At 59.8% G+C, this 20,327-nt stretch carries 20 protein-coding genes; 7 read left to right on the plus strand and 13 right to left on the minus strand.

All coding sequences use genetic code 11. From position 1 onward, the window contains the following. Window positions 1–28: 28 nt before the first annotated feature. Together A37O_RS0113440 and cobA are read right to left on the minus strand one after the other, a co-directional pair. Window positions 29–1,009, minus strand: coding sequence for a class I SAM-dependent methyltransferase (locus A37O_RS0113440; RefSeq protein WP_018298029.1), 981 nt, complete (start codon window positions 1,007–1,009; stop codon window positions 29–31). Further along, the gene (gene cobA, locus A37O_RS15545) at window positions 996–1,733 is read right to left on the minus strand and encodes a uroporphyrinogen-III C-methyltransferase (RefSeq protein ID WP_018298030.1); all 738 of its coding nucleotides are present in this window, start codon (window positions 1,731–1,733) and stop codon (window positions 996–998) included. The genes A37O_RS0113440 and cobA overlap by 14 nt, the downstream gene beginning before the upstream one ends. Window positions 1,734–1,757: 24 nt before the next feature. On the opposite strand from cobA, the gene A37O_RS0113450 reads away from it, so the two are divergent. Next, window positions 1,758–2,885: a protein adenylyltransferase SelO family protein gene (locus A37O_RS0113450; RefSeq protein WP_018298031.1), complete on the plus strand. Its 1,128-nt coding sequence runs from the start codon at window positions 1,758–1,760 to the stop codon at window positions 2,883–2,885. A 4-nt stretch (window positions 2,886–2,889) separates the two neighbouring features. Here the strand turns inward: A37O_RS0113450 and A37O_RS0113455 are convergent, their stop codons facing one another. Next, window positions 2,890–3,765, minus strand: a complete 876-nt coding sequence (locus tag A37O_RS0113455; protein WP_018298032.1) for a VOC family protein — start codon at window positions 3,763–3,765, stop codon at window positions 2,890–2,892. Window positions 3,766–3,840: 75 nt separating this feature from the next. Next, complete coding sequence (gene mqo, locus A37O_RS0113460) at window positions 3,841–5,340, minus strand: malate dehydrogenase (quinone) (RefSeq protein ID WP_018298033.1); 1,500 nt, start codon at window positions 5,338–5,340, stop codon at window positions 3,841–3,843. 278 nt (window positions 5,341–5,618) lie between these two features. On the opposite strand from mqo, the gene A37O_RS0113465 reads away from it, so the two are divergent. From A37O_RS0113465 to A37O_RS0113480, 4 genes are all read left to right on the plus strand, one after another. Further along, on the plus strand, window positions 5,619–6,614 hold the full coding sequence (locus A37O_RS0113465) for an alpha/beta hydrolase (RefSeq protein ID WP_018298034.1): 996 nt from the start codon (window positions 5,619–5,621) through the stop codon (window positions 6,612–6,614). An 81-nt stretch (window positions 6,615–6,695) separates the two neighbouring features. Beyond that, a complete protein-coding gene (mtr, locus tag A37O_RS0113470; RefSeq protein ID WP_018298035.1) occupies window positions 6,696–8,111 on the plus strand; it encodes a mycothione reductase in 1,416 nt (471 codons plus the stop codon). 312 nt (window positions 8,112–8,423) lie between these two features. After that, entirely contained in the window at window positions 8,424–8,801 is a 378-nt protein-coding gene (locus tag A37O_RS0113475; protein ID WP_018298036.1) for a hypothetical protein, read from the plus strand. A gap of 29 nt (window positions 8,802–8,830) precedes the next feature. Continuing rightward, complete coding sequence (locus tag A37O_RS0113480; RefSeq protein ID WP_018298037.1) at window positions 8,831–9,238, plus strand: hypothetical protein; 408 nt, start codon at window positions 8,831–8,833, stop codon at window positions 9,236–9,238. A gap of 8 nt (window positions 9,239–9,246) precedes the next feature. Here A37O_RS0113480 and map read toward each other — a convergent pair whose 3' ends face one another. From map to dxr, 5 genes are all read right to left on the minus strand, one after another. After that, on the minus strand, window positions 9,247–10,122 hold the full coding sequence (map, locus tag A37O_RS0113485) for a type I methionyl aminopeptidase (RefSeq protein ID WP_026196384.1): 876 nt from the start codon (window positions 10,120–10,122) through the stop codon (window positions 9,247–9,249). A 5-nt stretch (window positions 10,123–10,127) separates the two neighbouring features. After that, window positions 10,128–11,978: a penicillin-binding transpeptidase domain-containing protein gene (locus tag A37O_RS0113490; RefSeq protein WP_018298039.1), complete on the minus strand. Its 1,851-nt coding sequence runs from the start codon at window positions 11,976–11,978 to the stop codon at window positions 10,128–10,130. A 61-nt stretch (window positions 11,979–12,039) separates the two neighbouring features. Beyond that, window positions 12,040–13,203: a flavodoxin-dependent (E)-4-hydroxy-3-methylbut-2-enyl-diphosphate synthase gene (gene ispG / locus A37O_RS0113495; RefSeq protein WP_018298040.1), complete on the minus strand. Its 1,164-nt coding sequence runs from the start codon at window positions 13,201–13,203 to the stop codon at window positions 12,040–12,042. 59 nt (window positions 13,204–13,262) lie between these two features. After that, window positions 13,263–14,474 carry a M50 family metallopeptidase gene (locus A37O_RS0113500; protein WP_018298041.1) on the minus strand — a complete coding sequence of 404 codons (1,212 nt, stop codon included), beginning with the start codon at window positions 14,472–14,474 and terminating at the stop codon, window positions 13,263–13,265. Between the two features lie 30 nt (window positions 14,475–14,504). After that, entirely contained in the window at window positions 14,505–15,686 is a 1,182-nt protein-coding gene (gene dxr, locus A37O_RS0113505; protein WP_018298042.1) for a 1-deoxy-D-xylulose-5-phosphate reductoisomerase, read from the minus strand. Window positions 15,687–15,817: 131 nt separating this feature from the next. Here dxr and A37O_RS0113510 point away from each other — a divergent pair, with 131 nt between their 5' ends. After that, on the plus strand, window positions 15,818–16,240 hold the full coding sequence (locus A37O_RS0113510; RefSeq protein ID WP_018298043.1) for a DUF2631 domain-containing protein: 423 nt from the start codon (window positions 15,818–15,820) through the stop codon (window positions 16,238–16,240). A gap of 59 nt (window positions 16,241–16,299) precedes the next feature. Here A37O_RS0113510 and rlmN read toward each other — a convergent pair whose 3' ends face one another. Further along, window positions 16,300–17,403: a dual-specificity RNA methyltransferase RlmN gene (gene rlmN / locus A37O_RS0113515; protein ID WP_018298044.1), complete on the minus strand. Its 1,104-nt coding sequence runs from the start codon at window positions 17,401–17,403 to the stop codon at window positions 16,300–16,302. 93 nt (window positions 17,404–17,496) lie between these two features. Between rlmN and A37O_RS0113520 the strand changes: the two genes are divergently transcribed. Further along, window positions 17,497–17,907: a LapA family protein gene (locus tag A37O_RS0113520; RefSeq protein WP_018298045.1), complete on the plus strand. Its 411-nt coding sequence runs from the start codon at window positions 17,497–17,499 to the stop codon at window positions 17,905–17,907. On the opposite strand, the gene A37O_RS0113525 is transcribed toward A37O_RS0113520, so the two are convergent. The 3 genes from A37O_RS0113525 to pyrH form a co-directional block, all read right to left on the minus strand. Continuing rightward, entirely contained in the window at window positions 17,908–18,816 is a 909-nt protein-coding gene (locus tag A37O_RS0113525; RefSeq protein WP_018298046.1) for a phosphatidate cytidylyltransferase, read from the minus strand. A gap of 55 nt (window positions 18,817–18,871) precedes the next feature. Then, entirely contained in the window at window positions 18,872–19,429 is a 558-nt protein-coding gene (frr, locus tag A37O_RS0113530) for a ribosome recycling factor (RefSeq protein ID WP_018298047.1), read from the minus strand. Between the two features lie 88 nt (window positions 19,430–19,517). Next, window positions 19,518–20,246 carry a UMP kinase gene (pyrH, locus tag A37O_RS0113535; RefSeq protein WP_018298048.1) on the minus strand — a complete coding sequence of 243 codons (729 nt, stop codon included), beginning with the start codon at window positions 20,244–20,246 and terminating at the stop codon, window positions 19,518–19,520. Window positions 20,247–20,327 lie beyond the last annotated feature (81 nt).

A 20,327-nucleotide genomic window follows, 5' to 3' on the forward strand; every position in this document is an offset into this window, starting at 1 on the left:
CGCATTAATAACTAGTCACCTACCCCTTTTACCCCCGGAGTTCCCCACGCATGACGGTAAATTTCTGGTTTCGCGCTTCCTCCGTCACGTTGGCGAAGCGCGCTTCCAGCTCCGGACGGTAGCGCAAGTGCGAATTGTGCACGACATAGATCTGCCCGCCGGGTTTCAGCAACCGAGCCGCCCCATCGAGGAGATGCTGCACCAACGTGGCATCAACCGTGGTGCCCTCGTGGAACGGCGGGTTGAGCATCACGGTATCGAAACCCGGTTCCAACCGCGCCCCGGCATCGTCCCAGGTCACCTCAGCGCGATCCCCGAGAGTGGCGCGGGCAGAGTTCACCGCGTCAGCGTCGGCGTCGGTGGCAACGACGCGCGCATCCGGATAGGCCTCCAGCACGCGCTTGGCCACCGATCCGTTGCCACAGCCCAGATCAAGGACGGTCCCAGGAGCAGTTCGCTTATCGACGACCACCTGCGCCAGCAGTTGGCCACCGAAGTCCTCGCGTGCACCGGAGAACACGCCTCCGACGGCGACGAGGCCGCCCGATTGCTTCGGCTCGTAGCTCGAGGGCTTCGGCCCAGTGGCGACCAGGCAGCGGAACTTGCCCTTGCCGCGAGAGGCAGAGACCTCCTCGAAGGACTCCCCCAGCACCTCATTCATGGAGCGCGAGAGGTGCTTGTTGTTCCCGCCGAAAACAAGGGTGACCTCGCTGAACCCGGCCGAGGCTACGGAGCGTGCCACATAATCGAGTCTGGCCAGCGACTTCGGCATCTGCCCGATCACAACGGCGCTGCCCTCCCCTGTCAGCCACTGATCGAGGCGGTTGTCCTCCACGGATTCCGCACCGCGGGCGATTGCGTCCCGGGACTGCGCGAAGTCCGGCGAAATCGAGATGACGCGGTTAGCGGAGAGGCGATCGTCGATAAGCGAACGCTCTGGGTCGTCGTCGATGATAACCGTGTCGGCGCGCGGCGCGACCTCGAGGATGAGTGCATCAAGCGTGCGCAAGACCGGCGACCTTTCCAATGACATACACGGCGGGGTTGGTGATGTTGTTCGCCTCCATCGTATCGGCGAGCGTGGCGGCGGTGGCAGAAAAGGCGCGCTGCTGCGGGGTCTCGCCGTTCTCGATGACCTTCGCCGGGGTCTGCGGGTCGAGGCCCGCGGAGACGAGCGCATCGAGGATGGCTCGGGCATTGCGCACCCCCATGATCACGACGATGGTGCCGCCGACCTGGGCGAGCGCCTCCCAGTTGATCAGCGAACCCGGATGGCCCGGGGCGAGGTGGCCGGAAACCAGCGTGAAGGAATGTGTCACGCCGCGATGCGTCACCGGCACCTCGGCGGCGGCAGGCACGGACACGGCGCTGGTCACACCCGGCACGACCTCACAGGCGATCCCGGCGGCGAGGCACTCCTGGTACTCCTCGAAGCCGCGACCAAAGACATACGGGTCGCCGCCCTTGAGCCGCACCACGTGTTTGCCGGCGCGAGCGTGCTCGATGATCAACTCGTTGGTCTTCTCCTGCGCCACCTGCCTGCCGTACGGCAGCTTGGACACATCGATGACCTCTTTGCCAGCAAGATCCAGGAAATCTTCCAGCTGATTCGTCGGTCCGAGATGGTCAGTGAGGATCACATCGGCCTTCTCCAGGGCGCGCAGGCCTCGCACGGTGATCAGGTCCCAGGCGCCCGGACCACCGCCGACTAGGGTGACTCGTCCATAATTCATAGTGTCTCAGTCTAGGCTGGGGACATGAGCGAACCACGACTTACCCACGCTTTCGCCGACGCACTGCCGGAGTTTGCGGTGGAGACCACCGCGGCAAGCTTCCCGGATCGCACTTTGATTGTGCTTAACGACGATTTATCCCGCGAACTCGGCCTGGATACGGATTGGCTGCGCACCCCTGAGGGCCTGGCGTGGCTCACTGGTGCCGGTGGAGGGCATGCGACGGCCTATGTGGGCCACCAGTTCGGTCAGTTTGCGGGCCTGTTGGGCGATGGGCGCGCGCTGTTGCTTGGTGATCTCGCCGGATACGAGATTCAGGTCAAGGGCTCGGGCCGGACTGCGTTTTCGCGAGGGATGTCCGATGGCAAGGGTGCACTCGGTCCGATGCTGCGCGAGTATCTGGTCAGCGAGTTCATGCATGCGGCGGGCATCCCGACGACGCGGGCGCTGGCGGTGGTAGCTACCGGTGAGCGTTTGATCCGCGACGGCAGACCTGCCCAGGGTGCGGTCGTTGTGCGGGTGGCTTCCTCTCATCTGCGGGTGGGCACGGTGCAGCTGGCGGCAACGCAGTCGGAGGAGCTGGTGCGGCGGGTCGTGGAATTCGCGGGCTTTGCTACGGCATCCGAGCTCCTGGACACAGTGATTAACAGGCAGCTGAATCTGGTGGCGCAGTGGATGCGCATCGGTTTCGTCCACGGGGTGATGAACACCGACAATGTAACCCTGTCGGGCGAGACGATCGACTACGGTCCGTGTGCGTTTACCGAGGACTTTGACCCGAAGGCGGTGTTCTCATCGATTGATACTGGTGGTCGCTACGCGTTTGGTAATCAGCCCGACATCATGGCGTGGAACCTGACCAAGCTTGCCGAGGCGCTCGTCCCCGTGCTTGATATTGACGAGGCCCAGGCCATGCTCGCGACGATGCAGCAGCGCTGGGATGAGCTAGACACCTCGCGCCGCGATGATCTGGTGTTTAAACCGCGCAATAGGATGCTGGGCAATGCCATCAAGGACGCCGAGCGCGGAGATTTGGGCCCCTATTTCCTGCTCCTGGGCGCGGTCACGGACCCCTATAACCCGAAGGCTGGACCAGCGTGGCTGGCCCAGCCTGAAGACCCCGAGCCGTTTGTGACGTACTGCGGGACTTAAGGGTCTAGAACTCGTCGATAATTAGCTTCTTCATCTGCATCATCTTCTCGTAGGCACCGGGGCGCTCCATGAGCTCGCCCATGTTCTCTGGAACGATCTGCCAGGACATGCCCCACCTGTCTTTGAGCCAGCCGCATACTTCGGATTCCGGCACGGCGGACAGGGCGTCCCAGTACTTATCAATCTCGGCCTGGTCCTTGCAGTTGACCATCAAGGACACGCCTTCGGTGAACGTGAATGCTTGATCCACGGCCGAGTCCATGGCAGAGAACCACTGGCCACCGAGCTGGAAATCAGAAAAAACGACTTCGGCGCCGTTAGGTGCATCTTGGCCCATCTCCTGATAGGTCACGCGGTTGCCCGGAGCGCTGTCTTCAATGGTGGCGATGTAATAATCGGTGGCTTCCGCGGCTTTATTTTGGGCGGGTCCACAGAACATCAGCTGCGGGACGACAAAGGGGCGGGGATCCCCGTCAGGGTTGGTGAGCATCAACTGCCAGTTCACCCTGTACTTGTCTTCTACCCAGCCATAGAGCTGGGAGTGAGGGTACTGGTTGAGCTCCATGAGCACCTTGCCGCCCACGATGAGTTTCTCCCACGTCGCGCGCAGGGTGGCTTCGGCGTCGAAGTTGAGGAAGAAGTTGATGGCGGGATTGGGCCGGAACTCATCGCCGGCGTTGACCAGGATCATCCGGAAACCATCGATGGAAATCTCGTTTGTAAGTGTTTTACCTGCCAAATCCAGCTGGAAGTCAGCCAGACCTTCTGTCGGGTAGGCGACGTTTTCTTCAAGTTTTGTCTGGGGAAGGGACTGAACGTAGAACTCCGCGGCCTCATCTGCGGTGCCGGAGTACCAGAGGTTAGGAATGATCTTTTGCATAAGAAAAACGCTACACCCCGCACCTTGGGGTTGCCAGGGTGCGGGGTGAGGTATTCGTCGTAAAGCGAAAAAGCTTTAACGATCCAACTTGAGCATCTTCTGGGTGTAATCCCACTGCTCTTGGTACGCAGCCTCGTCGTTGACGAGAGCCTTGCCGTAAGTTGGGACCATTTCGAGGATCTTTGGAGCCCACTCGATCATGCGCTCGCCGAAGCAACGCTCAAGCAGCTCGATCATCGCAGCAGGAGCGATGGAAGCGCCCGGGGAAGCACCGAGCAGACCAGCAATGGAGCCCTCGGAGTTGTTGATCAACGCCGTACCGAACTCGAGGGTACCGAACTTAGGAGCATTCGCAGGCTTGATCACCTGAACGCGCTGACCAGCAACGACGGTCTCCCAGTCCTTGCCCTCAGCGGCAGGAACGTATTCCTTCAGGGTCTCGATCTTCGCGTCGAAGTCCTTGACAACCTCCTCGACGAGGTACTTGACCAGGCCGAAGTTGGTCGCTGCAACACCCAGGTAAGAAGGAATGTTGTCCAGGCGGATAGACTTGAACAGGTCGACGTAAGAGCCTTCCTTCAGGAACTTTGGAGTCCAGCCACCGTATGGGCCGAAGAGCAGACCCTTCTCGCCGTCAATGACGCGGGTATCCAGGTGAGGAACGGACATTGGAGGCGCGCCGACCTTTGCCTTGCCGTAGACCTTCGCATCGTGCGCCTCGATGAGCTCTGGGTTGGTGGAACGCAGCCACATGCCAGAGATTGGGAAGCCAGCGTAGCCGCGGACCTCGGAGACGCCTGCCTTACGCAGCAGGTCAAGTGCGTAGCCGCCCGCACCCACGAAGACGAAACGAGCCTTGGTGACCTTCTTGTCGCCGGTGTGAACGTTCTTCACGGTCACGCGCCAGCCCTTGCCATCCTTCTTCAGGCCGATGACCTCGTGGCTGTAACGGATGTCCGTGCCCGCAGCCTCAGCGGCGGTGAGGAATTGGCGGGTCAGTGCACCGTAGTTGATATCGGTGCCGACATTGGTCCAGGAAATTGCGACTGGTTCCTGCTCGAAGTCGCGGCCCTTCGACATCACGGGGAGCTTCTCCGCAAAGAGGTCCTTGTCGTCGGAAAACTCCATGTTTGGGAAGAGGTGGTTCTTGCTCAGAGCATCGTAGCGACGACGCAGGTAATCAATCTGATCCTCGCCCTGGCCGAAGGACACGTGAGGAACTGGGTTGATGAACTCTTCCGGGTTGGTCAGGATGCCGTTGCCGAGCTGGTTCGCCCAGAACTGACGCGAAACCTGGAACTTCTCATTGATGTTGACGGCCTTGGACACGTCGATCTTGCCGTTGACCTCAGGCGTGTAGTTCAGCTCGCAGAGAGCAGAGTGACCGGTACCGGCGTTGTTCCAAGGGGACGACGACTCCAGAGCTGGTCCGTCGAGGCGCTCGTAGATTGCCTGGGTCCAGCTTGGCTCGAGCTCGCGGAGCATTGCGCCAAGGGTTGCGCTCATTACACCGGCACCGACGAGGAGGACGTCTACCTCGTCGTGTGCAGTTCCAGTCGTATTGTCGTTGGACACCTGTAAAAACCTCTTCGTCGTTGAACGTCGTTGTACACCGGCATTTAGGCAACGAAAAGCTCACCCATGTCGCCGGTGGAGTGGATACCCATAGATGATACGCGCATGAATCTCGGGGGTGATAATAGAGGTGGCTGCAATTCACGATTGTTGCCTCCTACTCCCCTTCTGGGGGTAAAGCCACCGTCTGGGTGCCCATAACCAGGCAGGCAACACTCGCGACCGGCTTCGTAGTGACAACTTTCACTGCCGCCCTGAAGCTGCCCTAGAATAGCGCCATGACGCAAAACGACGGTCTCTTTGACACTCTTTCGTGGCAACCAGACGAGCTTGGCTCGCAGTACGAACGCGCAGACTTGGACTTCGGCCCCGACCCCGAGGGCGAAGGCAAAGCCATTGCAACGCTTGTGCGTCGACTGCCGGACGCACCGACGGGAAAGCCGGCGCTGCTGTGGGTGCATGGCATGACGGATTATTTCTTCCAGACCCACGTCGCGGATTATTTCGTTGAGCAGGGCTACCCGTTTTATGCCCTGGACCTTCGCAAGTGTGGGCGCGCCCGCCAGGAGGGTCAGCGCTGGCACTTCACCAACGATCTGTCGCATTATTTTCCCGAGCTCACCCGCGCCACCGAGATCCTCACGAGTACCCACCCGGCGGTGATTCCGATCTGCCATTCCACCGGCGGTCTCATCGTCCCCTTGTGGGCGGATCACCTGCGCCGCACCAATCCGGGTTTGCACGACAAGCTCGGGGGCATCATTCTCAATAGCCCCTGGCTGGATATGCAGTACCCGCAGTGGTTCGTGCGCGTGATCACCCCGATTGTGAAGGTCGTGGGCAAGCGGCGGCCAAACATTAAGGTTCCCGGCGGCAATCTGGGTACCTATGGCCAGTCGATTCACAAGAGCAAGCACGGCGAGTGGGACTTCGACCTGGTGAAGAAGCCGGTGGGCGGGCACCCGAAGTATATGGGGTGGCTGCGCACCGTGATGGGCAATCAGAGGCGGATCCACCGCGGCGAGATTAATACGGGTGTCCCAGTTCTCACGTTGTGTTCGTCGCATTCCTATCTGAGTAAGCCCTACTCCCCTGCGTCGAATACCGCCGATACCGTGCTCGATGTCGCGCAGATCCAGCGCTGGTCGCCGCGGCTTTCCGACGACGTCCGCGTCCGTACCATCGAGGGCGCTCGCCATGATGTCTTCTTGTCGCTGACCGATGCCCGCCGCAAGGCCTTTTCGGTGACCAGCGAATGGCTCGAGCATCACTAGAAGGTCACTCGGGGAATCAATACCGAACCCCAACGGTTAGTTCTAAATAGGCATATCAAATTCACAAGGAGATTTACTACCGTGGCTGCAATCGACGCCCATTACGACTACATCATCATCGGCGCGGGTTCGGGCAATTCCATCCCCACCCCGGAATTCGACGATAAGACCATCGCCATCGTCGAGAAAGGTCTCTTTGGCGGTACCTGCATGAACGTCGGGTGTATTCCGACGAAAATGTACGTCGTGGCGGCGGACCGTGCGCACCAGGCCAGCGATTCGTCGAAACTTGGGCTCAACACCGAGTACAACGGCGCCGACTGGAAGTCGATTGTCAAGCGCGTTTTCCATGACCGCATTGACCTGATCGCGGAGGGCGGAGAAGCTTATCGACGAGGTCCTGAAACCCCGAACATCACCGTCTACGACCAGCACGCCACATTCATCGCACCGAAAACGCTTAAGACTGGCCAGGGCGCCGAGGAGAAGATCATCTCCGCCGACACCATCATCGTTGCGGCAGGCTCGCGGCCGATCATCCCGAGTGGTATTGCCAACTCCGGGGTCACCTATCACACCAACGAGACGATCATGCGTCTCGACGAGCAGCCGAAATCCATGACCATCGTCGGCGGTGGCTTCATCGCCGCGGAGTTCGCGCATGTCTTCCAGTCACTCGGCACGAAGGTGACCTGGGTCAACCGTTCCCCACTGCTGCGCGCCCTCGACGATGAGCTAGTCACGCGCTACAACGAGATCGCGGACGCCCGCTTCGACACGCGCATCGGTCGCATTTGTAAGACTGCGCGCGAGGACGAAAACGGCGTAACGCTCGTGCTTGACGACGATTCCGAGGTCACCTCCGAGGTACTACTCGTAGCCACGGGACGTCAGCCCAATGGCGACCAGATGGACCCGGCCGCTGCGGGTATTGAAATGCACGAGGATGGCCGCATCAAGGTCGACGAGTATGGTCGCACCACCGCGGAAGGCGTGTGGGCGCTGGGCGATGTGTCGTCCCCGTACCAGCTCAAGCACGTGGCCAATGCCGAAACCAAGGCAGTACGCCACAATATCTTGCACCCAGACGAGATGGTGGAGATGCCACACAAGCACGTGCCGTCTGCCATTTTCACAAACCCCCAGATTGCCACCGTGGGTCTGACTGAGCAGCAAGCCAAGGACCAGGGCTATAACACCACCGTCAAGGTGCAGAACTATGGTGATGTTGCCTACGGTTGGGCCCTGGAGGATTCCACCAGCATCGTGAAGTTGGTCGCCGATAAGGACACCGGCAAGCTTCTAGGCGCCCACTACATGGGGCCGCAGGCCTCGACCCTGATCCAGCAGATGATTACGGTAATGGCCTTCGACCTAGACGTCCGTGAGGTGGCCATGAATCAGTACTGGATCCACCCGGCCCTACCTGAGGTGACGGAGAACGCGTTGCTGGGGCTCGATTTCGAGTTCCCCGACGTGATCCGCCAGGAATCCTAACCTCTCAGTTCTACCCAGATCCCGCAATCGTGTTACAAATCACAGTGATACCTTTGCGGGATTTTCATATGATCAAGGTCCGCATTTTTGCCGAATGACATGCACTTATTCGTATAAAAAGGATTTATGCTGGCAGACGGCACCTTTGAGTACACATCAACTTCACAGCGAAGAGCAGCAAGGATCTAATATCTCCACTACAGTGACGCATTATCACCTGGTTCTGTACAGCGAATTTCCAGGTGTCCATACCACCCGGTCCGACTTGCCCAGTGATAGGTCTGGCCGGAACCACATAAAGGACATATTTAGATGAGTAATTTCCGTAAGGCTGCCCTCGCGGGCGCGACTGCACTGACCGTTGCCCTGGGATCCACCACAGTAGCTTCGGCGCAGGAAAACCCAACCATCACGTTCGGTGAATCCAACCTTTCGTCGCAAATTGGCTCTGACGTCTTCGACGTCAATACCAACCCTGAGACGAACCAGGATCCTACCGCCGAAGAAAACTCTGAGAACTTCGCAGACGGTCGCGAGATCTTCGGCTCGACCAAGGATGGCTTCGGCGAGCAGCCGGCGTGGGCACAGGTCCTCTACGGCGTGACCATCCTCGGTGGTCTTGGCGCGCTGATCGGCACCCTGATTGGACCGCTGTACAACTTCGTCGTTCACGGCCCATTCGCTAAGTAATTCCCTCTTCTTCTCAAAGGACTCTCACCATGCGCAAGTTCCGCACCGCTGCCCTCGCCGCAGCTACCGCTTTGACCGTCTCCCTAGCGGGCACCTCCATCGTCTCGGCACAAGAAGCCCCCGTCGCTGAAGGCTACGAAACCGGCTCCTCCGACCGCTATGAGAATGGCTCCTCCGAGCTCACCGAACTCACCTTGAACGGCCTGTCCTCCGGCGAGGGCCTCGGCCCAGTCGGCGATGCAACCGACGCCGACACCCCTGTCAACGCCACCGACATCCTCGGCAACGAGCGTGACGCCGAGGCCGCACCACAGTGGGCAAACCTGTGGGCAACAATCGTCGATCTCGGTGTTGTCGGCTCGCTGCTTGGCGGCATCATCGCTGCATACAACTACGCTGTCTACAACGGCATGATCCCGCACTTCATCCAGTTCTAAACTGAACCTTAAACGAGGTCCTCATCAGGAATGGTGAGGATCTCGTTTCCGTCTTCCGTGATCACAATCGTGTGCTCAAACTGGGCGGTGAACTTGCCGTCGTTGTTCTGCACGGTCCAATTGTCGTCCCAGATCGTGTACGGCAACTCGCCTAAGTTGATCATCGGCTCGATGGTCAGGGTCATGCCCGGCTCGAGGACGTCGGTGTACGCATCAGAATCGTAATGCAGGACGACGAGACCATTGTGGAACGTGGGGCCTACACCGTGGCCGGTGAAATCGGTGACCACGTTGTAGCCGAAGCGCTTGGCGTAGGACTCAATCACGCGACCGATGACATTGATCTGACGGCCGGGCTTGGCCACCTTGATGCCACGCATGGTGGCTTCCTTCGTGCGCTCGACGAGCAGACGATGTTCCTCCGAGACGTTGCCAGCGAGGAAGGTCGCGTTGGTGTCGCCGTGGACACCGTTCTTATACGCGGTGACGTCGATGTTGACGATGTCACCGTCCTGGATCACGGTGGTATCCGGGATACCGTGGCAGACGATCTCGTTGAGCGAGATGCACGTGGATTTGGTGTAACCACGGTAGCCCAAACACGACGGGTACGCGCCGTGCTCGATCATGTATTCGTGCGCAATGGCATCGATTTCATCGGTGGTTTTGCCCGGGGCAACCGCCGCACCAGCTAATGCAAGAGCATTGGCCGCAATCTTCGACGCCTCGCGCATTGCCTCGATGACCTCGGGAGTCTGGACGAATGGCTCGCCGATATTCTCCTGGACTTCCGACTTCCACACGTATTCGGGGCGCTCGATGGAATCGGGCACCGAACGAATTGGGGTGGGTTTACCTGGGGTGAGCATTGCGCGTTCAGTCATGGAACTCATGGTAGTCCCCCACCTGGTTCATGGGCAGCATCCCCCGGAGGCAGGTTGGCCTGATCCAGATTGACCAGCATGCTGTCAGTCAAAGCGACCGCGGCTTCGGAGCCGCCGCCGAGCACAACCAGGGTGGCAAAAGCAAGGTCGTCGCGGTAGCCGGCAAACCAGGCGTGCGAGCCTCCCGTGATCTCGGCCTCACCGGTCTTGCCGTAGATTTCGCCGCCGGCGGTCATGCCACTGGCGGTACCGTTTGTGACCACCGACCGCATCATCTGACGGGTATTCGTAATGGTTTCTTCGCTCAGTGGCGCGACCTCCTCGCTGACCTCGGTGTGCTGCCCCTCAATCAAATACGGTGTCGGGGTCTGCCCGTTGGCCACGGTCGATGCCACCAGCGCAAGGCCGAAGGGGCTGGCCAGATCGTAGCCCTGACCATAGCCTGCCTCGGTGCGTTCGAGGGGGGTTTCGCCGACAGGGATCGAACCGGTCAGGGTATCTAGGCCAGGAATGTTGTAGTCGACACCGAGGCCGAATTGCTTGCCCACCTTCTCCAATTCCCCTGGCTCCAGGTTGGTCGACATGTCGGCGAAGGTGGTGTTGCACGAACGCGCGAAGGCTTCCTCAAGCGGAACGTTACCGAGCGCAAACCCCTCGTAGTTGGTCACGATGCGACCGTAAATATTCTGCGTACCAGGGCACCCCACGATCGACCCAGGCGTTTGCCCCTGCAGCTCAAGCCCCGCCGCGGCCGTGACAATCTTGAACACGGATCCCGGCGGGTACTGCCCCATCAGGCCGATATTGCCATCTCGGTCCGCAGCTTGGGTCTGGGCGATCGCGAGGATCTCGCCACTCGACGGCCGCACCGCCACGATCACGGCCTGCTGGCCAGCAACCGGTTCCAGTGCCTGCTCGGCGGCAGTTTGCACCTTCGAATCCAGACTAATCTTCACGGCCGGAGCCGGATCGGGGCCGTGATATTCCACGTCTTCGTAGGCTGCGCCCTCGCTATTAACTATCGAGACTCGCCACCCATTTGTGCCCTCAAGTTCATCGGCGACAATGCCTCCGACGCGCGCCATGATGTCAGGAGCGAACGAAGGATCCTCATTGACCATCGCCGCCTCTTCATTAATCACCACACCTTGGACATCAGCGAGCGCATCTTTGACCCGTTGCCCCTGCGCCTGCGGCACCATCGCCACCGAGTACGTGCCCTGCGCCCGGCTGATCTCCTCCGCCAGCTGCGCGGCGTCGCGTTGTGGCACCGTGCGATCGTCGTTATGCGCGGCGTTCAGCGCATCAGAGATAGCGCGAGCAGTGCTTTGCGACGATTCCATCTGCTCAGTATTGACCAGCAGCCTGTAGGCCACACCTGGCTTCAATAGCTCGGCGCCATCAGAGGAAATGACGCTGGCTGGTTCCGCTTGCACGGGTCGCAGCTCGAGGTGCTGGTGCGCGCCGAGTGCCGGATGCACCAACGAGGGCTGCCAGCGCACCGACCACTGCCCACTTACTTGGGTCAGAGTGAGTTGCGTGTCGTAGGTCAGTTCGCGCTCGCGGGGAAGCTGCCACTGCAGCGTGTAGGAAGCAGTGGCCATGTTCTCGTCTTGTTCCACCTGGTTTAACGTCGCGGTGGCCCCCTCGGCCTGCAAACCGGTATAGGTGGCGTTGATCACCTCGGTGGCGGTGGTGGAATCGTCGATAAGCGGTGCGATGCTTTCTGCATCGTTGGTTGTGAGCGCGGCGAGGAAATCCTCCGCCACCGGTGTCGCGTCGTTGGGGCGGGGTGTGCACGAGACCACTCCCGCAGCCATGATCAGCGCTACGAGAACTGCCGCGAGCTTTTTCATGGCATAAAAATAGCAGCACCGGGAATGCTCCCGGTGCTGCCACGCTTAATGCCGAAAAAGTCTAGTGGGTGACCTTTACTTCAGCCTTGGTGCCTTCCTTCGCCTCGAGGCCTTCCTCTTCGGCGATGCGGTTGGCGTAGTCGATGAGGGTTTCTACGATCTTGGACTCCGGCACGGTCTCGACGACCTCACCCTTGACGAAGATCTGACCCTTACCGTTGCCGGAAGCGACGCCGAGGTCAGCGTCGCGCGCCTCGCCTGGACCATTGACAACGCAGCCCATGACGGCCACGCGCAGTGGGAACTCGAGGCCATCCAGGCCAGCGGTGACCTCCTCGGCGAGCGTGTACACGTCCACCTGGGCGCGGCCACAGGATGGGCAGGACACGATTTCGAGGCCACGCTCGCGCAAGTTGAGCGCCTGGAGGATCTGGTCGCCGACCTTGATCTCCTCGACTGGGTCGGCAGACAGGGACACGCGGATGGTGTCGCCGATGCCCTGGGAGAGCAGCGCGCCGAAAGCCACAGAGGACTTGATGGTGCCCATGAACTTCGGGCCGGCCTCGGTCACACCAAGGTGCAGTGGGTAGTCGGTCTTCGCCGCGAGCTGGCGGTAGGCCTCGACCATGAGAACTGGGTCGGAGTGCTTGACGGAAATCGCGATATCGCCGAAGCCATACTCCTCGAAAAGGCCTGCTTCCCAGATTGCGGACTCGACGAGCGCCTCAGGGGTTGCCTTGCCGTACTTCTCCAGCAGGCGCTTATCCAGGGAACCACCGTTGACACCGATACGGATAGGGATGCCCGCATCGCCGGCAGCCTTCGCGACTTCCTTGACGCGACCATCGAATTCACGGATGTTGCCGGGGTTCACACGCACGGCCGCGCAGCCGGCGTCGATGGCGGCGAAGATGTACTTCGGCTGGAAGTGAATATCGGCGATCACAGGGATCGGCGACTTCTTTGCGATGATTGGCAGCGCCTCAGCGTCGACCGTCTTTGGCACGGCAACGCGCACGATATCGCAGCCAGCAGTGGTCAGCTGCGCAATCTGCTGCAGGGTGGAGTTAATATCGTGGGTTTTCGTAGTAGTCATCGACTGCACGGAAATCGGATGATCTGATCCAACCCCTACATCGCCGACAAAAAGTTGGCGGGTCTTGCGACGCGGCGCGAGCGTCGGTGCTGGCCCTTCAGGCATTCCAAGACCAATGGGTGTGGGCATGTTTCTCCTCAACATAAAAGAAAACCAAAAGTTGTCACCAATGCTAGCACCAGTGTCAACTAGCCGAAAAGGCGAATTGGGTTGACAACGTCCGCCACAATCACGATCAGACCCACGGTGAGCAGCACCGCCGCCATCGCAAAGGTGATCGGCATGAGCTTCTCGTAATTAGCCGGGCCGCCTGGACCCAATCCACGCAAGCGCCGGAAGAAGTCGCGGACCTTTTCGTAGAGCACCACGGCGATATGTCCGCCGTCGAGCGGTGGCAGCGGAACCAGATTGAATAGCGCCAGGAAGAAGTTCAGATTGGCCAGGAGCATGAAGAACACACTCCACATGGAGCGCTCAACCAGTTCGCCACCGGTCATCGACGCACCCAGGACACTCATCGGGCCCTCGATGTCGCGCTCGGCACCGAAGATCGCGGCCACCACTCCAGGAATCTTGGCCGGGAATTGCAGCAGCGCCTCGAAGGTGGCATTGATGGTCTGCCCGGTAAACGCGGCGGTGGCGGGTACGGCCTCAAGCGGGCCAAACTTCCGCATCGCGTCCTCGACAGGGGCGTTGGTTAAGCCCACGGCACCTGCGGAAATCGTCTCGCCGTCGGCGTTCAAGCGCTCAACGGGTTCGACCTCTATGGCATAGGTATGCTCGGCGCCTTCGCGTGAAATGGTGAGATCGACGGTCTCGCCAGGTCGAACGATGACGTACTCACGCAATTCCTGGAAGGTATCCAACTTCTGCCCGTCGATGCTGACCAGTTTGTCGCCGACCTGGACACCAGCTTCACCTGCTGGTCCCGGACCAGTGCAGTCCTCCAGCGTTTCGGCATCGATCTGGTTGGAGGTACAGGAAACCTCGCCGACGGTCGGCGTGCGATCGGCATAGGGATTCGGGATCCCGGACGACACAGCCACCAGATACAGAATCATAAAGCCCAGGAAGAAGTTCGTGATCACACCGCCGGAGAGCACCAGCACGCGCTGCCACCACGGCTTATTCACCATGGCGTGTGGCGCTTCTTCCTCAGTAACGGGGTCTTGGGCTGTCATGCCTGCGATTTCGCAGAAGCCGCCGAAAGGAACCGCGGCAATGCCGTATTCCGTATGGCCCTTCTTCGTTGACCACAGGGTCGGCCCGAAGCCAATGAAGTATTTGCGCACGCGCATCTTAAATGCACGTGCAGTTAACAGGTGCCCCAGCTCGTGCAAAGCAATGGTCGCTGCGATGCCCAACGCGAAAAGCAGAACACCTAAGATATATGAACCCACTGGTGGGCTCCTCCCTACAACAGATAGAAACTAGGCGGCCAGCTCGTCGATAAGTGTATTGGCGCGCATCCTGGCGATGCGCTCAACCTCGACTACTTCGTCGAAGGTCGATGCTACGTGGGCGAAATCATCGGCGCCGGTGACGATCGCCGCGACCACGTCGACGATCTGGGGGAAACGGATCCGGCCGGCGAGGAAAGCGGCAGCGGCCTCCTCGTTCGCGGCGTTGTAGACAGCCGGGAATGTGCCACCCCGGGTAGCCACGTCGCGGGCAAGTTGCACGGCTGGGAAGGCCTCGTCGTCAAGCGGCTCGAAGTGCCAATCGTGGGCCTGGGAGAAATCGAGGGCCGGCTGGGCGTCGGCGACGCGGTTCGGCCAGGCCAGGGCGTGGCTGATCGGCAGCATCATCGACGGTGGCGAGGCCTGCGCGATCGTGGAGCCGTCGACGAAGGTGACCGCGGAGTGGATGATCGACTGCGGATGCACCGTAACGTCAATGAGCTCCGGCGCGACATCAAAGAGCAAGCTCGCCTCGATCAGCTCGAGGCCTTTATTTACAAGCGTCGCGGAGTTGAGCGTATTCATCTGCCCCATCGACCACGTCGGGTGCGCCGCCGCCTGCTCCGGGGTGACATCCCACATCTGCTCACGCGTGCGCCCGCGAAACGGCCCACCGGAGGCCGTGAGTACGAAACGCGCCACCTCGTCGCGACGCCCAGAGCGCAAACACTGCGCCATCGCGGAATGCTCCGAATCCACCGGCACGATCTGTCCCGGCTGCGCGCGATCAATCACAAGCCGGCCACCAGCGACCAGAGATTCCTTGTTCGCCAGCGCCAAGGTGGCACCGGTATCCAGCGTCGCCAGCGTTGCCGCCAGCCCCAGGGAACCCACCAGGGCGTTGAGTACCGTGTCCGCAGGTTGCTTGTCGACGAGCTCCCGCGCCGCATCCGGACCAGAAATCACCTTCCCGCCGAGCGCCTCCGCAACGGTACCGGCCGCCAGTTCGTCGGAGACCGCAACATTGTGCGGCTGCAAGTTCAGCGCGCGGGCCTGCTCGATGAGTAGATGCGGATTCGACCCGCCGGCAGCGATCCCGACGACCTCAAAGGTATCCGGGTTGCGCGAAATAACGTCGATGGCCTGGGTGCCTATCGAGCCGGTGGAACCAAGAATCAGGACCCGTGTTGCTGTGGTTTTGGTAGTGCTCACCCGACCTATTGTGGCACCAGTTCCCTATCCTGCGAAAGTATGAAACCTTAAGGGGGTATTCACTCACATAAACGGACACCGGTGTGAGATGATGGAGCGCAGACAACAGTGCAATTTTAAAGGAGAATGCAATGGCTGCGTCCCACGAGAAGACCTACCAGGTTTACAACGGCGTATCTGAGGAAGACGTTCCTTCCGCAAAGTGGGGCTGGTCGGAATTCAGCCCAAAGACCATTCAGATCGCTGGTTGGATCTCGGTTCTTTTCTTGCTGGGTTTCAACTTCGGTAACCACCGTGGCCATGTGGAGACCATCTGGCTGCTCACAATCGCTGCGTTGATCGCCATCGGCCTGATCCTCTTCGCACTGCGCCCACAGCTCTCCCAGATCCGCACGCTGACGGGTAAGAATGAGCCAGTCGGCCACGTTGAGCCAGACTGGGCCTACGATCAGAAGACGCTTTCCGGCGATTACTCTGATCTCTCCGATTCGCAGCTGCGCGCGCTCAACATCGAGCCATCCCGCGTTCGCCACCTCCGCGAGGTCGAAGGCTAAAAGCTCCACAGCGAAAAAACCCTGTACCGATTCGGTACAGGGTGTTTTCGTGTCTTTGCTTAGCCGACCTTTTCATCGGCGGCGAGCTGACCACAAGCCGCCGCGATTTCCTGGCCCTTGGTGTCGCGAACCGTACAGGTGACACCCTGAGCGATCACGCGACGCACGAACTCATCCTGGCGCTCCTTCGGCGAGGCATCCCACTTCGATCCCGGAGTCGGGTTCAGCGGAATCAGGTTCACGTGCACCTTGGACCCCAGAGCCTCGTGCAACTTTTGGCCCAGCATGTCCGCGCGGAAGTCTTGATCGTTGATGTCGCGGATCAAGGCGTACTCGATCGAGACGCGTCGCGACGATTTATCGGCGTAGTACCGCGCAGCGTCAAGAACCTCTTGTACCGAGTAGCGATTATTGATGGGGACGAGGGTGTCGCGCAGCTCGTCGTCAGGCGTGTGCAAAGACACCGCCAGGGTGCAGGAGAGGTCTTCGTCGGCAAGCTTGCGAATCGCTGGCGCCAGACCAACCGTGGAGACGGTGATATTGCGCTGGGAAATGCCAAAGCCGTCTGGTGATGGCTGGGTGATTTGGCGCACGGCCGAGACCACGCGTTTGTAGTTCGCCAACGGTTCGCCCATGCCCATGAACACGATGTTGGAGAGGCGAGAGCCTTCCGCTTCCATCATCGCGGCGGCCTCACGGACCTGATCGACGATCTCCGCGGTGGACAGGTTGCGGTCAAGGCCGCCCTGGCCGGTGGCGCAGAAAGGACATGCCATGCCGCAGCCGGCCTGCGACGAGATGCACAAGGTCGCGCGGTCGGTATAACGCATCAAGACGGATTCCAACAAGATGCCGTCGTGCAGGCGCCACAGGGTTTTCGTGGTGTCGCCTTCGTCGGTCTCCACTGTGCGCACTGGTGTCAACAGTGTGGGGAATAGCGCGTCCTTGACAAGCTCGCGTTGTGCTTCGGGCAGGTCGGTCATGGTGGTGGGGTCGGCTTCGAAGCGACCGTAATAATGGCGTGCGATCTGGTCTGCACGGAACTTTGGCAGGCCAAGCTCCTGGATTGCTGCCTGGCGTTCCGCCTTGGTCAGGTCAGCGAAATGCTTAGGTGGCATACCATGCTTGGGGGCCAATAACTGGATCTTAGGAAATTCACTCATATCGCGCTCCATCATTGCACGTCGAGGGCCGTTTACCGAATTGTTCGCACGCCTAGCATAAATTTTGATGCGCGTACGTTTATCATATGTCCTATGACACGAGACTCTTCCTCTGCTGGATCATACGACTACTCTGACCCAATCGAGCCGGTCGATCCGACGGACATTCCCGAGCCAACTGACACCGCGCAGCCACCGGCTGTACGCGAGGAACCCATGCCTCACGCTGAGGATACCAAACCACCGGCGAAGGTCTCCGGTTCCCTGGCGGCTGGCACGTGGGCGGCGTTGATCGTCGGCACGCTCTTGCTGATCTTGCTGATCATCTTCATTCTGCAGAATCAGCAGGAAGTGGAGATCACGCTCTTCCAATGGACCTGGCACTTCCCTGCCGCCATTGCATATCTCATGTCGGCAATCACGGGTGCGCTGATCATGGCGCTTGTTGGTGGCTGGCGCATGTTTGAGCTGCGTCGCCAGGTGAAGAAGGCTTATAAAAGCTAATCACCAGTAGCCGCTGACCAGGCTGAGTAGCAGCCAGGTCACGGCCGCGGCGGGGAGCATGCCGTCGAGTCGGTCCATGAGCCCGCCGTGGCCTGGGAGGAAATTCGACATATCCTTGATCCCCAGCTCTCGTTTAAATTGGCTTTCCACCAAGTCGCCGAGCGTGGCGCAAATAACCAACACGAAACCGAGAATCGCCCCAATCCACCAATCCTGTTGCAGCAGGAAGTGCAGGCTGAGCGAACCGATAATAACGCCGAAGGTAACGGAACCGGCGAAGCCTTCCCACGACTTCTTCGGGCTGACTGCTGGGGCCATGGGATGGGAACCGAACATCACACCGGCGATATAGCCGCCCACGTCTGAGCCCACGACGCAGAGCATGAACGTCAGGATGAACAGCGAACCTGGGACGTCCCACGAGGAGAGCTGTGAAATCATGGCGCCGAAGGAACCAAAGAGTGGGATCCAGACGAGCACGAAAATCGAGACGGCTGTGTCCCGCAGGTAGTTTTTCGGGGCCGTGGTGCGCCCATGGTGGAACAATCTGCCAAACATGAGCAAAATGGCGCTGACGGTGAACGTGAAAATCAGTCCCGTCACACCGAAAGGCCACGTGGACCAGACCATCGCCTGGCCGGCAACCAACAGCAGCGTGCGAGGAACTACATAGCCCGACTCACGCAGGCGAGTGAGCACCTCCCACATTCCCCCACCGACCGCCACGGCAACCAGCGGATACCACCCGATTGGTCCCGCAATCAACGCGGCGATGACAATCAGAGCCAAAATGACACCCACGATGATCGCCTGGGTGAGGTTGCGCCCGGCCGAGTTCTTCGGCTTGGGCAGGTCTAAATGTAGCGCTGAATCGCGTTGCGGTTTGGGGGTGTCTTTATCAGTACTCACCTTTAAACAAAGTTCTCGCTTCCTTGTAGGGCTGCGCGCGGAGGCTAGCTATGTGCTAAACCTCCATGAGCTCAGCTTCCTTGTTAGCGACGACTTCGTCGACCTTCTTCACGTACGACGCGGTGACGTTGTCGAGTTCCTTTTCTGCTGCGACAACCTCGTCCTCGCCAGCATCGCCGTCCTTCTGGATCTTCTTCAAAGCTTCCATGCCTTGACGACGAATATTGCGGATCGCAATCTTGCCATCCTCGCCCTTAGACTTGGCCATCTTCACCATGTCGCGGCGACGCTCCTCGGTGAGCTGCGGAATGGTGACGCGCAGTACCTGACCATCGTTGGTGGGATTCACGCCGAGGTCCGAGTTGCGAATAGCGTTCTCGATCTCGCCCATGGTGGACATGTCATAGGGCTTGATCAGCAGCATGCGTGGTTCAGGCACCGAGATGGTGGCCATCTGGTTGATGGGAGTTGGTGCGCCGTAAAAATCAGCCACGAGACCGTTAAACATAGCCGGGTTTGCGCGACCGGTACGGATGGATACGAGATCCTCGCGGGTGTGTTCTACGGAGTTACCCATGCGCTCTTCGGCATCTAGCAATACTTCATCAATCATTGTTGTTCCTTCGCAATCATCTCGGATATTTTTGCGCCACAGCGCGGCTACCTAATCAATCTACCAGTGCTAAAGCACCCGACTGAACTTATTGAACGAGGGTGCCAATCCGTTCGCCCTGCACGGCGCGCTTGATATTTCCTTGGGTCAGCAGGTTGAACACGAGGATCGGCATCTCGTTGTCCATGCACAGCGAGAAAGCAGTCGCATCGGCTACCTTGAGGCCCTTTTCGATGACCTCGCGAGGCGAGATCTCGGTGTAGAGCTCGGCGTCCGGGTTCGTGCGTGGATCATCCGAGTACACTCCATCGACGGCCTTGGCCATGAGCAGTACCTCGCAGTTGATCTCCAAGGCACGCTGTGCCGCGGTGGTATCGGTGGAGAAGTACGGCATGCCCATACCTGCACCGAAGATGACCACGCGGCCCTTCTCGAGGTGGCGTACCGCGCGCAGCGGCAAGTAAGGCTCGGCGATCTGGGCCATATTGATGGACGTCTGGACGCGGGTATCAACGCCACGCTGCTGCAGGAAGTCCTGCAGAGCCAAACAGTTCATGACGGTGCCGAGCATGCCCATGTAGTCCGCGCGTGCACGGTCCATGCCACGTTGCTGCAGCTCCGCGCCGCGGAAGAAATTACCGCCACCGATAACAACGGCGACCTCGGCCCCAGTCTCGGCGACCTCGGCGATTTGGGCTGCAACGTTTTCGACAACATCTGGGTCGATGCCGACTTGTCCACCGCCGAACATCTCACCCCCGAGTTTCAGCATCACTCGCTTGTAGCCATGACGTGGTTGTTCAGCAGTTTCAGTCACTTGAGATGTACTCCTTTTGGGCATACGCCATCGCAATTTTCCTGTTCCACATCCTACCTGCAATAGGCGGGATGCCGTTAG

Origin of the sequence: Corynebacterium lubricantis DSM 45231, assembly GCF_000379425.1 — a bacterium.
Taxonomy (GTDB): domain Bacteria; phylum Actinomycetota; class Actinomycetes; order Mycobacteriales; family Mycobacteriaceae; genus Corynebacterium; species Corynebacterium lubricantis.